6 protein-coding genes are annotated in these 16,576 nt (G+C 44.0%); all 6 read left to right on the top strand.

What is annotated here, in order from left to right; translation table 11 throughout:
• Positions 1–415: 415 nt before the first annotated feature.
• A complete protein-coding gene (locus AB1A03_RS10125; protein ID WP_354624543.1) occupies positions 416–5,707 on the top strand; it encodes a beta strand repeat-containing protein in 5,292 nt (1,763 codons plus the stop codon).
• Positions 5,623–10,704, top strand: coding sequence for a beta strand repeat-containing protein (locus AB1A03_RS10120; protein ID WP_354624565.1), 5,082 nt, complete (start codon positions 5,623–5,625; stop codon positions 10,702–10,704). The genes AB1A03_RS10125 and AB1A03_RS10120 overlap by 85 nt, the downstream gene beginning before the upstream one ends.
• Positions 10,705–11,002: 298 nt before the next feature.
• Positions 11,003–13,183 (top strand): type I secretion system permease/ATPase, encoded by a 2,181-nt coding sequence (locus tag AB1A03_RS10115; RefSeq protein ID WP_354624542.1) that lies wholly within the window; start codon positions 11,003–11,005, stop codon positions 13,181–13,183.
• A complete protein-coding gene (locus tag AB1A03_RS10110; RefSeq protein ID WP_354624541.1) occupies positions 13,170–14,543 on the top strand; it encodes an HlyD family type I secretion periplasmic adaptor subunit in 1,374 nt (457 codons plus the stop codon). Before AB1A03_RS10115 ends, AB1A03_RS10110 begins: the two co-directional genes overlap by 14 nt.
• A gap of 32 nt (positions 14,544–14,575) precedes the next feature.
• Positions 14,576–15,970: a TolC family outer membrane protein gene (locus AB1A03_RS10105; RefSeq protein WP_354624540.1), complete on the top strand. Its 1,395-nt coding sequence runs from the start codon at positions 14,576–14,578 to the stop codon at positions 15,968–15,970.
• Positions 15,967–16,572 carry an OmpA family protein gene (locus AB1A03_RS10100; protein ID WP_354624539.1) on the top strand — a complete coding sequence of 202 codons (606 nt, stop codon included), beginning with the start codon at positions 15,967–15,969 and terminating at the stop codon, positions 16,570–16,572. Before AB1A03_RS10105 ends, AB1A03_RS10100 begins: the two co-directional genes overlap by 4 nt.
• The last annotated feature ends 4 nt before the right edge of the window (positions 16,573–16,576 follow it).

Below are 16,576 nucleotides of genomic sequence, written 5' to 3'. Positions count from 1 at the left end.
TGTTATTCGTCTGGCTCCTGATAAAGCAACTTGAGGTAACTGGCTATATGAGTAAAATGTTATACACAAAAGGCTATACTATTAAATGAACGCCTGCATAAATTTTTTAGTAAAAAAGTAAGATAATTAAATTTGTTAACATTGTAGGATTGGTGTAATGAAAATATGTTTTTGTTGTTATAATGTTAAATGTGTGTTTCCTGTAAAAATTTATTTTGCGATATTTCACACATAGATAGTATTAATTTAATTATATAATATATTTTGAACACTGACTTTTAGTAATATGTAAGTATCAGTTTTTATAAGTAATTTTGTAAGTTATTTGTTAATAAAAAGAACTTGGATTTTTTGTTAATTTGCTTCAAACCATTTAAACCACAATAGAAATCGTAATAATTATGGAGAATAGATTATGAATAGTAGCAAAAATAACCCTGCAGCGGTTGATGCGCCCATTGTGGATAATGAAAATAGAAGCGAAATAATCATTGAAAAAACGACTGATGACTTACAACAAGTGAGTGAACTGGTTAACGAAGATGCGTTGACAGAAGAATCGGTAGTACAACTTAATGAAGACGATTTAGCTGAAATAAATGCTATTCAAGCTGCAATTGAAGGCACCGATGGCCCCATTGAGGATATTGAAACCGCAGCGGGCGCTCCTACATCCGATGGAGGAAGCTCTGGACCGGTTGATTTTTCTCGAGAGGGAGCTGAAACCATTGCCACCACTAATTTTGAGACTCAAGGATTTAATACCTCATCGACAACACTCGTCTTACCTGAAGAAAGTGAATTATTTCTTGGTGGCTTAATAAATCAAGCACCGACGCTTACTATTGATAATGGTGTTATTGATGAAGATGGCGGCAGCATTACCGTTCCTTATCAAGCGGCGGATATTGATGGCACTATCGTCTCAACGGTAGCTACAGTACCTGCTGAGCAGGGCAGTGTGACGGTGAATGAAACCGATGGCACGATCACCTTTACGCCCGCAGAGAATTTCTTTGGTGAGGCAACCATTACCTTGGTAACCACCGATGATGATGGTGCGACGGCGACCACCACCTCGACGATCACCGTCAATGATATTAATGATGCGCCAACGTTGAGTGCAGACAACGGCAGCATGGATGAAGACTCGGGCAGCATTACCGTTCCCTATCAGGCCGCGGATATTGATGGCACTATCGTCTCAACGGTAGCTACAGTACCTGCTGAGCATGGCAGTGTGACGGTGAATGAAACCGATGGCACGATCACCTTTACGCCTGCAGAGAATTTCTTTGGTGAGGCAACCATTACCTTGGTAACCACCGATGATGATGGCGCGACGGCAACCACCACCTCGACCATTACCGTCAATGATATTAATGATGCGCCAACGTTGAGTGCAGACAACGGCAGCATGGATGAAGACTCGGGCAGTATTACTGTTCCCTATCAGGCCGCGGATATTGATGGCACTATCGTCTCAACCGTTGCCACTGTCCCCGCAGCACAGGGCAGTGTGACGGTGAATGAAACCGATGGCACGATCACCTTTACCCCAGCGCCGAACTTCTTTGGTGAGGCAACCATTACCTTGGTAACCACCGATGATGATGGTGCGACGGCGACCACCACCTCGACGATCACCGTCAATGATATTAATGATGCGCCAACGTTGAGTGCAGACAACGGCAGCATGGATGAAGACTCGGGCAGCATTACCGTTCCCTATCAGGCCGCGGATATTGATGGCACTATCGTCTCAACCGTTGCCACTGTCCCCGCAGCACAGGGCAGTGTGACGGTGAATGAAACCGATGGCACGATCACCTTTACCCCAGCGCCGAACTTCTTTGGTGAGGCAACCATTACCTTGGTAACCACTGATAATGATGGCGCGACGGCGACCACCACCTCGACGATCACCGTCAATGATATTAATGATGCCCCCACGATAAGTGCAGACAACGGCAGCATGGATGAAGATTCGGGCAGTATTACTGTTCCCTATCAAGCGGCGGATATTGATGGCACTATCGTCTCAACGGTAGCTACAGTACCTGCTGAGCAGGGCAGTGTGACGGTGAATGAAACCGATGGCACGATCACCTTTACGCCTGCTGAGAATTTCTTTGGTGAGGCAACCATTACCTTGGTAACCACCGATGATGATGGTGCGACGGCGACCACCACCTCGACGATCACCGTCAATGATATTAATGATGCGCCAACGTTGAGTGCAGACAACGGCAGCATGGATGAAGACTCGGGTAGCATTACCGTTCCCTATCAGGCCGCGGATATTGATGGCACTATCGTCTCAACCGTTGCCACTGTCCCCGCAGCACAGGGCAGTGTGACGGTGAATGAAACCGATGGCACGATCACCTTTACCCCAGCGCCGAACTTCTTTGGTGAGGCAACCATTACCTTGGTAACCACTGATAATGATGGCGCGACGGCGACCACCACCTCGACGATCTCCGTGAATGATATTAATGATGCGCCAACGTTGAGTGCAGACAACGGCAGCATGGATGAAGACTCGGGCAGTATTACTGTTCCCTATCAAGCGGCGGATATTGATGGCACTATCGTCTCAACCGTTGCCACTGTCCCCGCAGCGCAGGGCAGTGTGACGGTGAATGAAACCGATGGCACGATCACCTTTACCCCAGCGCCGAACTTCTTTGGTGAGGCAACCATTACCTTGGTAACCACCGATGATGATGGCGCGACGGCAACCACCACCTCGACCATTACCGTCAATGATATTAATGATGCCCCCACGATAAGTGTGGACAATGGCAGCATGGATGAAGATTCGGGCAGCATTACCGTTCCTTATCAGGCCGCTGATGTTGATGGCACTATCGTCTCAACCGTTGCCACTGTCCCCGCAGCACAGGGCAGTGTGACGGTGAATGAAACCGATGGCACGATCACCTTTACCCCAGCGCCGAACTTCTTTGGTGAGGCAACCATTACCTTGGTAACCACCGATGATGATGGTGCGACGGCGACCACCACCTCGACGATCACCGTCAATGATATTAATGATGCGCCAACGTTGAGTGCAGACAACGGCAGCATGGATGAAGACTCGGGTAGCATTACCGTTCCCTATCAGGCCGCGGATATTGATGGCACTATCGTCTCAACCGTTGCCACTGTCCCCGCAGCACAGGGCAGTGTGACTGTGAATGAAACCGATGGCACGATCACCTTTACCCCAGCGCCGAACTTCTTTGGTGAGGCAACCATTACCTTGGTAACCACTGATAATGATGGCGCGACGGCGACCACCACCTCGACGATCACCGTTAATGATATTAATGATGCCCCCACGATAAGTGTTGACAACGGCAGCATGGATGAAGATTCGGGCAGCATTACTGTTCCCTATCAGGCCGCGGATATTGATGGCACTATCGTCTCAACCGTTGCCACTGTCCCCGCAGCACAGGGCAGTGTGACGGTGAATGAAACCGATGGCACGATCACCTTTACCCCAGCGCCGAACTTCTTTGGTGAGGCAACCATTACCTTGGTAACCACCGATGATGATGGTGCGACGGCGACCACCACCTCGACGATCACCGTCAATGATATTAATGATGCGCCAACGTTGAGTGCAGACAACGGCAGCATGGATGAAGACTCGGGCAGCATTACCGTTCCCTATCAGGCCGCGGATATTGATGGCACTATCGTCTCAACCGTTGCCACTGTCCCCGCAGCACAGGGCAGTGTGACGGTGAATGAAACCGATGGCACGATCACCTTTACCCCAGCGCCGAACTTCTTTGGTGAGGCAACCATTACCTTGGTAACCACTGATAATGATGGCGCGACGGCGACCACCACCTCGACGATCACCGTCAATGATATTAATGATGCCCCCACGATAAGTGCAGACAACGGCAGCATGGATGAAGATTGGGGCAGTATTACTGTTCCCTATCAAGCGGCGGATATTGATGGCACTATCGTCTCAACGGTAGCTACAGTACCTGCTGAGCAGGGCAGTGTGACGGTGAATGAAACCGATGGCACGATCACCTTTACGCCTGCTGAGAATTTCTTTGGTGAGGCAACCATTACCTTGGTAACCACCGATGATGATGGTGCGACGGCGACCACCACCTCGACGATCACCGTCAATGATATTAATGATGCGCCAACGTTGAGTGCAGACAACGGCAGCATGGATGAAGACTCGGGTAGCATTACCGTTCCCTATCAGGCCGCGGATATTGATGGCACTATCGTCTCAACCGTTGCCACTGTCCCCGCAGCACAGGGCAGTGTGACGGTGAATGAAACCGATGGCACGATCACCTTTACCCCAGCGCCGAACTTCTTTGGTGAGGCAACCATTACCTTGGTAACCACTGATAATGATGGCGCGACGGCGACCACCACCTCGACGATCTCCGTGAATGATATTAATGATGCGCCAACGTTGAGTGCAGACAACGGCAGCATGGATGAAGACTCGGGCAGTATTACTGTTCCCTATCAAGCGGCGGATATTGATGGCACTATCGTCTCAACCGTTGCCACTGTCCCCGCAGCGCAGGGCAGTGTGACGGTGAATGAAACCGATGGCACGATCACCTTTACCCCAGCGCCGAACTTCTTTGGTGAGGCAACCATTACCTTGGTAACCACCGATGATGATGGCGCGACGGCAACCACCACCTCGACCATTACCGTCAATGATATTAATGATGCCCCCACGATAAGTGTGGACAATGGCAGCATGGATGAAGATTCGGGCAGCATTACCGTTCCTTATCAGGCCGCTGATGTTGATGGCACTATCGTCTCAACCGTTGCCACTGTCCCCGCAGCACAGGGCAGTGTGACGGTGAATGAAACCGATGGCACGATCACCTTTACCCCAGCGCCGAACTTCTTTGGTGAGGCAACCATTACCTTGGTAACCACCGATGATGATGGTGCGACGGCGACCACCACCTCGACGATCACCGTCAATGATATTAATGATGCGCCAACGTTGAGTGCAGACAACGGCAGCATGGATGAAGACTCGGGTAGCATTACCGTTCCCTATCAGGCCGCGGATATTGATGGCACTATCGTCTCAACCGTTGCCACTGTCCCCGCAGCACAGGGCAGTGTGACGGTGAATGAAACCGATGGCACGATCACCTTTACCCCAGCGCCGAACTTCTTTGGTGAGGCAACCATTACCTTGGTAACCACTGATAATGATGGCGCGACGGCGACCACCACCTCGACGATCTCCGTGAATGATATTAATGATGCGCCAACGTTGAGTGCAGACAACGGCAGCATGGATGAAGACTCGGGCAGTATTACTGTTCCCTATCAAGCGGCGGATATTGATGGCACTATCGTCTCAACCGTTGCCACTGTCCCCGCAGCGCAGGGCAGTGTGACGGTGAATGAAACCGATGGCACGATCACCTTTACCCCAGCGCCGAACTTCTTTGGTGAGGCAACCATTACCTTGGTAACCACTGATAATGATGGCGCGACGGCGACCACCACCTCGACGATCTCCGTGAATGATATTAATGATGCGCCAACGTTGAGTGCAGACAACGGCAGCATGGATGAAGACTCGGCAGCATTACCGTTCCTTATCAGGCCGCTGATGTTGATGGCACTATCGTCTCAACCGTTGCCACTGTCCCCGCAGCACAGGGCAGTGTGACGGTGAATGAAACCGATGGCACGATCACCTTTACGCCTGCTGAGAATTTCTTTGGTGAGGCAACCATTACCTTGGTAACCACCGATGATGATGGCGCGACGGCGACCACCACCTCGACGATCTCCGTGAATGATATTAATGATGCGCCAACGTTGAGTGCAGACAACGGCAGCATGGATGAAGACTCGGGCAGTATTACTGTTCCCTATCAAGCGGCGGATATTGATGGCACTATCGTCTCAACGGTAGCTACAGTACCTGCTGAGCAGGGCAGTGTGACGGTGAATGAAACCGATGGCACGATCACCTTTACGCCTGCTGAGAATTTCTTTGGTGAGGCAACCATTACCTTGGTAACCACTGATAATGATGGTGCGACGGCGACCACCACCTCGACGATCACCGTCAATGATATTAATGATGCCCCCACGATAAGTGTGGACAATGGCAGCATGGATGAAGATTCGGGCAGCATTACCGTTCCTTATCAAGCGGCGGATATTGATGGCACTATCGTCTCAACCGTTGCCACTGTCCCCGCAGCACAGGGCAGTGTGACGGTGAATGAAACCGATGGCACGATCACCTTTACCCCAGCGCCGAACTTCTTTGGTGAGGCAACCATTACCTTGGTAACCACCGATGATGATGGCGCGACGGCAACCACCACCTCGACCATTACCGTCAATGATATTAATGATGCCCCCACGATAAGTGTGGACAATGGCAGCATGGATGAAGATTCGGGCAGCATTACCGTTCCTTATCAAGCGGCGGATATTGATGGCACTATCGTCTCAACCGTTGCCACTGTCCCCGCAGCACAGGGCAGTGTGACGGTGAATGAAACCGATGGCACGATCACCTTTACCCCAGCGCCGAACTTCTTTGGTGAGGCAACCATTACCTTGGTAACCACCGATGATGATGGCGCGACGGCGACCACCACCTCGACGATCACCGTCAATGATATTAATGATGCGCCAACGTTGAGTGCAGACAACGGCAGCATAGATGAAGACTCGGGTAGCATTACCGTTCCTTATCAAGCGGCGGATATTGATGGCACTATCGTCTCAACCGTTGCCACTGTCCCCGCAGCACAGGGCAGTGTGACGGTGAATGAAACCGATGGCACGATCACCTTTACGCCCGCAGAGAATTTCTTTGGTGAGGCAACCATTACCTTGGTAACCACCGATGATGATGGTGCGACGGCGACCACCACCTCGACGATCAATGTAATAAGTATACTAGACTCCACGTCAGTTAACTTAACTGTTGATAAAAAACAAATTAGCGAAGCGGGTGATACGCTCACCTACACGGCGACCTTAAGCGATGCCAGCCAAGGCATAACCACCATTGAAACAACCTTGGGCACCATTACCATTGGCGATGGACAAAGCAGTGGCACCTTAGAGTATGTGGTTGGCGCCAGTGACGATGTTTACTTAGATAATAGCAGCATGAGCAATGCGATCACTTCCGTCTCCGGTGGCAACTTTGAGCAATTAGAGCCAGATTATAGCCCCGTTGAGACGGCGATTGTCGATACTATTGATAGCACCACGGTCATCCTCAGCGTCGATAAAGAGCAAATTAGCGAAACGGGTGCGACGCTCACCTACACGGCGACCTTAAGCGATGCCAGCCAAGGCATAACCACCATTGAAACAACCTTGGGCACCATTACCATTGGCGATGGGCAAAGCAGTGGCACCTTAGAGTATCTTGTGACGGGTATTGATGATGTTTATCTAGATAATGATGCTATCAGCAATGCGATCACTTCCGCCACTGGCGGCAACTTTGAGCAATTAGAGTCAGATAATAGCCCCGTTGAGACAGCAATCCAAGACAATATAGATTACACTCGTGTCAGTATGAGAGTTGATAAAACTCAAATAAGTGAAGCGGGTGATACGCTCACCTACACGGCGACCTTAAGCCATGCCAGCCAAGGCATAACCACCATTGAAACGACCTTAGGCACCATTACCATCGCCGATGGGGAGAGTTCAGGGGTTTTAGTCTACGATGTTGTTGATACTGAAGATGTTTATCTTGAAAATTCAAGTTTTGTAAAAAATGTTATTGAAAATGTAACTGGAGGAAACTTTGAAGGATTGAGAATTGATCCTATGATAGTGCAGACCAAAATTGTTGACACTATTGATAATACTTCAGTCAGTTTAAGTGTTGATAAAACCCACATTAGTGAAGCTGGTGATACTATTACTTATACCGCTACACTGACTAATGCTAGTCAAGGTGAAACAATTGTAAAAACTAATTTGGGCAACATTATCATTGCAGATGGTGATGTTAGTGGTACGTTAAAATATGTTGTTGCTGCGAATGAAGATGTCTACCTCGATAGCAGTGATTTAATTAATGCTGTTACCTCGGCCAGTGGCGGAAACTTTGAACGCCTCATTTTTAATGCCGATAGTACCGTTGTAAAAACGTTGATTACTGACACAATAACAGATACCACGCTTTCTATAGATGGTGATACCTCTGTCGATGAAGGTGGTCAAGCTACTTATACACTAACATTGAGCCATGCTCCTCGTGAAGAGATGACCGTTGATGTCGTGATTGACCATGTTACCACGGCTTCAGGTGATATGAACCCTGTGACTCAAACGGTTACCTTTTTACCGAACCAATTAACAGCACAACTTATCGTTAATACTATTGATGATGTTGCAGCAGAAGGCGCAGAGTCCTTTAATATTCGCATCGAAAATGTGACGGGAGGTGGATTTGAAAATGTAGTCATAGGCACCGCTAGTGTTAATACGACAATAATAGATAATGATCCTTTTGCCAATGCTCCATCACTTAATATTACAAATGAAATAAAAGTAAGCCAAGAAATTTCAGTTGCCAATGTTAGCGATACAAATAGTGGCTTTATCGTCAGCGCATTTAATGCAGCAGGTAAGGCAACAACTATTAGTGTTGAGAAAAATACAAATCACGATGGTTTCGGTGTGAGTGGAGCGGCTAGTGGTGCGGATGCAGAGTTAGGTTATAAAAGTAATAATAATAACGAGAAAGGTCAATCGGAATCCCTTGTAGTTAAATTTGAGCAAGATGTCTCTTCAGTTGATGTTGCTTTTTCTTGGAAAAACTCCAACGAATCTGCAGCCTATGAGTTTAGGAAAGATGGGGCAGTTGTTGGATTGGGGGTGCACAAAGGTGGAACTGATCGTATTGATCCCGCTTTAACTTTTAAACCCAATAATGGTTCGTCTTTTGATGAGATCATTTTCACTGCTCCTTTTAAAGATGATGATTATTTAATTAATTCGATAACCTTCGAAAAAGCGGTTAACGTTACCGATGACATTATCGTTGATGAAGGTACTTCAGTCAGTCTACAAATAGCTACAGCCTTAAACGATGTTGATGGTTCTGAAACCCTCTCTGTTGTAATAAACGACATTCCAGTGGGCTTTACATTGACGGATGGCATTCATCTCTTTACGGCGGACTCTTTTACTACAAGCATAGATATATCAAACTGGTCTTTAGATAATATTGAATTGAAGACTATTAATGTCGAAGCTCCGACAAGCTATACATTAAATGTAGTATCGACTGCGACAGAAAGTTCTAATGGAGATACCAATTCAATATCTTCACCTATCAATATTACTGTCAATAATAGTTCTTCAGCACTATCTGTTATTACTGCTATTGCTGCTGATACCGTGAGTGATCTTGTGACTGAAGATGATGATGATATTATCTCTGTGCAAGGCCAGATTCGGCACGATATTAATACCGCCAATGGTGATGATAAACTTTTTGTTGGTGATGATATTACAAATTCAGCGGTTATCAGAATGGGGAAAGGGGATGACTTATTGACCTTTAACCAATCAATGCAGGAGTTATCAACGCTCAATGCTGGGACTGTTGACATGGGCGCAGGCAAAGATACGATTGTTTTTGCACTGGGGTACTCTAACGATTTCACATACACAAAAGTCGGCAGTACTTTGCAAATTCAAAACACTAATTCCGATGTTTCATTGAGTGTAAAAAATGTTGAAAACATCTATTTTGGTGGGGATAACAAAACCTATAATGTGAGTAGTGCCGATGTTAAAGAAGGCGTATTCATCGATGGTATAGTCTCCGGACTTAACTACTCTACATCTTCAGGTATAACAGGGTTAACAGGGGATAATGGCTCTTTCAATTATGTTTCAGGTGATACGGTCACCTTCAAGCTAGGTGAAGTTGTGCTTGGCTCTGTGGATACAGATAGTATCAATGATGAGCAAATTTTCTTGCAAGATTTAGCTAATGTAGCGAGAACGGATGTTAATGATGAATATGTCGAAAACATGGCGGTACTATTGCAGTCCTTAGACTCTGATGGTGATGCCTATAATGGCATTGTTATTACACAGGCGATGCGTGATGCCTTTTCAGATAATGATTTTGATTTATCAACTATCTCAGAGCAGGATCTTATTGCAATTATTGAAGAAACTGGACACTCAGCTATTTCCGAAGATGCTGCCATGGTGCATGTTCAAGATATGCTTGAGATTTACGCCGATTATGATGAAACTGATTTTGATGCACGTATTGAGGATGATTTTAACCTAGTATCTACATATATCAGTGAAACGCCCACATCAGTGATAAATGATTCAGGTAATGAAGTGTTTGCAAATAAAACTGAATTCGATATGGATGATGCACTGCAGCTTGAAATTAGTGATATTCTGCATGTTGAACAGGGGGGGCGTTTAGATGAACTATTAGATTTTTCACAGGCCGATGATTCTCTTGTCATGGCTGAAGTTGATAGCGAAACTCCCAATACTGTTGAATTGCAAGGTGAACCTGACAGATTAGTGATTAATAACTTGTTTAATGATGAAACTTCTGGCCCCTTAATCATTAGCGATACAAGTAGTACTGATGAGAGTGTGGTTCTGATTGAAATAGCCGATGATGCTCGTTAATTAGTGATCTAAATTTTGCGCAGGAAAAATGGCTTAATTTGAGGCGTAAGTTGACGCAAATGGTTGTTCCCTTTGCGAAACTTACAACAAAAAAGTAAGTTATTTTAACCAGTAAAATAGATCAGCTATTTATTCCGATTGGTATAAATGTGCAAAAGTATCTGTTCGGCTTGCTTTTGCTCTATAACAAACTTTTTGTATCTAGACCGATGTTACTGCAATATGCTTTTTCTTGCTAACTTTGCATCTTGAGTAGCATGGCTATATGTTTATTTTTAATTTATGAGTATGTTATTGAATGGAATCGACAACTTCAAAGGCACAATGGAATATCGATAGAAATCAAGGCGGTGGCGCGGATCCACTGCTTGATTCTCTAGTTATTCTTAGCGAATTTTTTGGTAACCCTTGTTCTGCAGAAGCTTTATCTGCTGGTTTACCTCTTAATAGTAGTAAATTATCAGCGGAACTTTTTCCACAGGCAGCTGCACGTGCGGGATTAAGCAGCAAATTAAGCCGTAAAGGATTAAATGACATTGCGGCGATGTTTCTACCTTGCATATTGTTACTTAAAGATCAAAAAGCCTGCATTTTGCAATCGCTTGATATAAAAAATAACAAAGCAATTGTCACTTTATCTGAAAGTGGAGGAGAGGCGCAATTAAGCATCGAAGAGCTTGAGTCAGTTTATGTTGGATATTTATTTTTAGTTAAACAAAAGTACCACGGTGATCGCGATTTTGACGTACATATCAATGATACTGAGCAGCATTGGCTGTGGCAAAATATACGACAATCATTACCTATTTACCGTGATGTTATTATTGCTTCCATTTTAGTTAATATATTTGCTTTAATCTCCCCATTATTTGTCATGAATATTTACGACAAAGTTGTACCAAATTTAGCCTTTGAGACCCTCTGGGTACTAGCTATAGGAGGTGGTGTAGCCTATATATTTGATTTAATATTAAAGCAATTACGTAGTTATTTAATTGATATTGCTGGCAAAAAAATGGACGTGAAAATCTCATCGCAACTGTTCGCTAAAGCGGTTGGCATTCCATTAGAAAAGCGAGCACCGAGTGTCGGGGGAATGGCGAAGCAGCTTGGTGAGTTTGACAGTGTTCGTGAATTTTTATCTTCAGCAACAATTACCGCTCTGGTTGATTTACCTTTTTCTCTATTATTTATGTTTATCATATACATCGTTGCTGGAGACTTAGTTATTTTTGCAGTTATCGCTACGCTGTTAATTCTCGCCTATAGCTTCATGGTGCAACCTAAATTACGTGTAGCGATTGAAGAAACCAATAAGTTTTCAGGATTGCGACATGGTCATTTAATTGAAACTCTCTCGACACTTGAGTCGATTAAAGCCAATGGTGCTGAAGGAATTGTCCAAAATGCCTGGCAACAAATGTTGGGACACACATCAAATTGGCAATTAAAAAGTAAAATGTTAACTAATTCTGTTGCTAATGTGTCAAGTTTTATTGTCCAGTTTGCAACCGTGGGCGTGATAGTTTTAGGGGTTTATCGTGTTTCCGATGGTTTAATTTCCATGGGCGGAATTATTGCAGCGGTAATGCTTTCTAGCAGAGCGATTGGCCCAATGGCTAAGATTGCTTCTTTGATGATGCGTTATAACCAGACAATGAGTTCATTACGACAACTTGATGGCATTATGAAACAAGAGGGCGAATTTGAAAATAAAGGGCACCTCATCAGCCGTAGTAAATTAGAGGGGCATATTACCCTTGATCATGTTAGCTTTAATTATCCTGACGTGACAAAACCCGCACTGTACCCGCTATCAATAACCATTAAACCACATGAAAAAATAGCGATCATAGGTCGTAATGGCTCAGGTAAATCGAGTTTAGCGAAAGTGCTACTCGGTTTATATCAACCAACGCAGGGTAGTATTCGCTATGATGGCTTACACCAAGGTCAGATTCATGCGAGTGATTTGCGTCGAAATTTTGGTTATCTTCCGCAAGATATTGTACTTTTCCATGGCTCAATTAAAGATAATATTTTATTTGGTACTCGGCAAATTACTGAGTATCAATTGATTCGTGCCGTGCAATTATCTGGGGTGAATTTATTTACTGATTTGGAATCAGAGGGATTAGATCTACAAGTCGGAGAAGGCGGTAAATCTTTATCACGTGGACAACGGCAAGCTGTCGCACTTGCACGTGCTATTTTACATGATCCACAAATTTTATTACTTGATGAACCTACCGCCAGTTTGGATGCGCGTGCAGAAAAGCTTTTTATCAAATCAATGCAACAAACCGCTGAAAATAGGACGTTACTTCTCATTACCCATAAAATGCACCTATTGCAGTTAGTTGATAGAATTATTGTTTTACATAATGGAAAAATTATCGCCGATAGAGCTAAAGATATAATTATACAAGAATTAAAAAAAGGTTTGCTAGGTACAGGAGCAGACAATGAAAATATCTAAACAAGACTTAGAGATGGCCGATGATGTATACGGCGCAATATTAATTCAAGCACCCAGTATTCATCGCTTAACCATTTGGTCGTTGGCAGCACTTTTTTGTTGTTTTTTTGTTTGGGCATATTTTGCAAAATTGGATCGTATAACAAGAGGGCAGGGGAAAATTATCCCATCATCTCAAATTCAGGTTATACAAAGTCTTGATGGTGGTATCTTACAAGAGCTATACGTTAAAGAAGGGATGTCAGTTAGTAAGGGGCAGAGTTTAGCGCGTATCGACGATACTCGTTTTCGCTCGGATATGGCGCAACAAAATAAAGAGGTTGATGCATTAAGAGCGGATATTATTCGTTTACGCTCAGAATTGAGCAGCATATTAGTTGCTGATGTAAAAGAGTGGAAGCTACAAATTAAAATTACCACGGATAACTTAGTCTTTCCTGACGATCTGATAGCAACTTCAAGTAAATTGGTTTCCCGTCAACAACATGAGTATACTACCCGCCTCAGTAACCTGAGTAACCAAGTGGCGATACAGGCACAACAAATTACTCAACGTCAGCAGGAAATTAAAGAGTTAGACTCTAAAATATCGACATTAAAAACAAGTTTAAATATCGCTAACCGAGAGTTGAAATTAACGCGTCCTCTGGCAGAAAAAAATATCGTGCCAGAAATAGAATTGCTTAAACTTGAACGAAATGTAAATGATATTGCTGGTGAATTATCGGCTCTACGTCTATTAAAACCAAAGCTTGAATCGGCTCTCGAAGAAGCCGTGTTAAAACGCCGTGAAGCCGTACTCGCATATCGCACTGATGTGCGCAAACAGCTTAACGAATTACAAACTAAATTTTCAAGAATTACCGAAGCACAGGTGGGAGTTCAAGATAAAGTAAACAAGGCTCTGATAATATCCCCCGTTGTGGGCACAATAAAAACAATTTATATCACTACATTAGGTGGTGTGGTACAACCGGGTCAAAAGTTATTAGAGATTGTACCGACGCAGGACAAGTTATTAGTCGAGGCTAAAATATCACCTAAAGATATTGGATTTATTCATGTTGGGTTACCTGCCCGTGTAAAAATAACGGCCTATGATTTTACTCGTTATGGTGGATTAGACGGTATTGTTGAGCATATTAGTGCGGATACGACACAAGATGAAGAGGGCAATAGCTATTACATCATCAGGGTAAGAACGACGGAATCGAGTGTATATGGTAAAGATAATAACGAGATGCCGATTATACCTGGGATGATGACCAGTGTTGATGTCATTATTAGTAAAAGAACAGTTTTAGAATATATATTAAACCCAATATTAAGAGCACAAGAGATGGCTCTTAGGGAATACTAGTCGTAATAGCTAGTACATTAAATGGAGTTAACATGAAACGTAATCATTTTGTCTATTTTAAAAAAAACATATCCGGCTTATTGGTTGCTTCGCTGTTGCTACCGACTATCGCTAACGCTCAATCCTTAGAGCAAGCCGTTGCCTATGCATTTGATAGCAATCCGGAGATCCGAGCAGCTTATACGCGTTTTAAAGCGAAGGAGAAACAAGTTGAACAATCCCAGTCGGGGTATTTACCAAGTATTGATTTAAATGGTGGCTATGGTTATGAGTATACAGATAGCCCAAGCACACGCCGGAGTGATGATGGCGATGATCATGAAGATTTAATGCGCAGCGAAATTGGTATTAGCCTTTCTCAAAATATTTTTAATGGTTTTCTCACTGAGAACGAAGTGAAACGTACAAGCTATGCAACCAGTGCAGAACAATGGCGCCTATACGCACTTGCTGAGGATCTCGCATTACAAATTAGCAAAGTTTATGTTGATTTAATTAAGGCAGAGAAACTAGTCGTTTTATCAGAAAAAAATTTACAATCACATGAAGAAATATATGAGCAAATTAAACAACGCACTGATTCTGGTTTTAGTAGTAGCGCAGATTTATCACAAATTAATGGCCGTTTAGCTAAGGCTCACTCCAACCTGATTGCGGCAAAAAATAATTACATTGATAGCAAAGTTACTTTTTACCGTGTTATTAATCAACGCCCTGAGAATTTAGTTATTCCTTATCCTGATGCCTCACTACTACCTGCAGACCAAGAAGTTGGATTGCAAAGTGCTTTAAGCAATAACCCAGTTATTAAGGCTGCTGCTAATGATATTAGCTCAGCTAGGGCACAACATGAATCATCGAAAGCTAACTATTTTCCACGTATAACCTTAGAGCTTAGCGCAACGCATAGTGACAATGTTAATGGTGAAGATGGTTGGGGACTCAATGACAATGTTGGTAGTGAGAATAATAACGTTCAAGCGATGGTACGTTTTTCCTATAATATTTTTGCAGGAGGCAAAGACAAAGCCTACGCAAAAGAAACCGCCTATAAAACCAATGAAGCAGAAGAGCTCAATCGTAATGTTCATCGACAAGTCACGGAAGGTTTTATTCTTTCTTGGAATGCGTTTGAACAACTAAATTTACAGAAAAAATATATAAAAATGCATGTCATTGCCTCAAAGGATACGCAGTCTGATTACAAAGAGCAGTTTAAAGTTGGGCAGAGAAGTTTGCTGGATTTATTAGATACAGAGAATGAACTATACCAATCTCGCCGAGATTACCTTGATGCGGAAATGAGTGAAATTACAGCACAATATAGAATTTTACATGCTATGGGGAAACTTGTTAAATCATTTCGCGTTACGCGTCCCGCATCATGGCAGGGTGAAACGCAATTTGCTGGAGGAGTGGAACAATGAGATTTTTAATACCATTATTTTTGCTAACGTTTACGGCAGCTTGTTCTGTACAAGTTATCGATATGACCCCAGAGCCAACCCCTCAAGTGTTTGATTTATCGGATAGTGAAGCGGACGGCGTTATTATTGCACGAGATAAATGCCCTGACTCACCTGCTGGCGCATTAGTAGATAATGACGGTTGTAGTGCCCTGCATATCGAAACAGCGCGTTTTGAATTATTAGTTAACTTTGATATTGACTCCTATCAGGTTAAACCAGAGTATTTTAGCGAAATAGAATCTTTAGCGACATTCATGGGGCGTTATCCAGCTACAACGCTTGTTATCGAAGGGCATACCAGCATTAGGGGAACACGTTCACATAATCAACTGTTGTCACAACGTCGAGCTGAAGCGATTAAAAACATACTGGTTAATGAATTTGCTATCGATGTAACAAGAATTACAGCGATAGGTTATGGTTTTGAACGACTGATGCTAGAGGGAGACGATGAATATATTCATGCTAAAAATCGACGTATCGTTGCTGAAATTAGTGGGGAATATTCCGTTAATGATTTGAAGTGGACGATTTATAGCGTTGATGAACCTAGCGAATAGTTAG

Origin of the sequence: Psychromonas sp. MME2 (assembly GCF_040566515.1) — a bacterium.
GTDB lineage: Bacteria > Pseudomonadota > Gammaproteobacteria > Enterobacterales > Psychromonadaceae > Psychromonas.
Note: the sequence above shows the minus strand (reverse complement) of the source record. Positions and strands in the feature narration are given on the sequence as shown.

Bases quoted from the DNA above. Each gene is read 5' to 3' on its own strand.
- AB1A03_RS10125 (WP_354624543.1), top strand. From the start codon at position 416: ATGAATAGTAGCAAAAATAACCCTGCAGCGGTTGATGCGCCCATTGTG.
- AB1A03_RS10115 (WP_354624542.1), top strand. From the start codon at position 11,003: ATGGAATCGACAACTTCAAAGGCACAATGGAATATCGATAGAAATCAA.
- AB1A03_RS10110 (WP_354624541.1), top strand. From the start codon at position 13,170: ATGAAAATATCTAAACAAGACTTAGAGATGGCCGATGATGTATACGGC.
- AB1A03_RS10105 (WP_354624540.1), top strand. From the start codon at position 14,576: ATGAAACGTAATCATTTTGTCTATTTTAAAAAAAACATATCCGGCTTA.
- AB1A03_RS10100 (WP_354624539.1), top strand. From the start codon at position 15,967: ATGAGATTTTTAATACCATTATTTTTGCTAACGTTTACGGCAGCTTGT.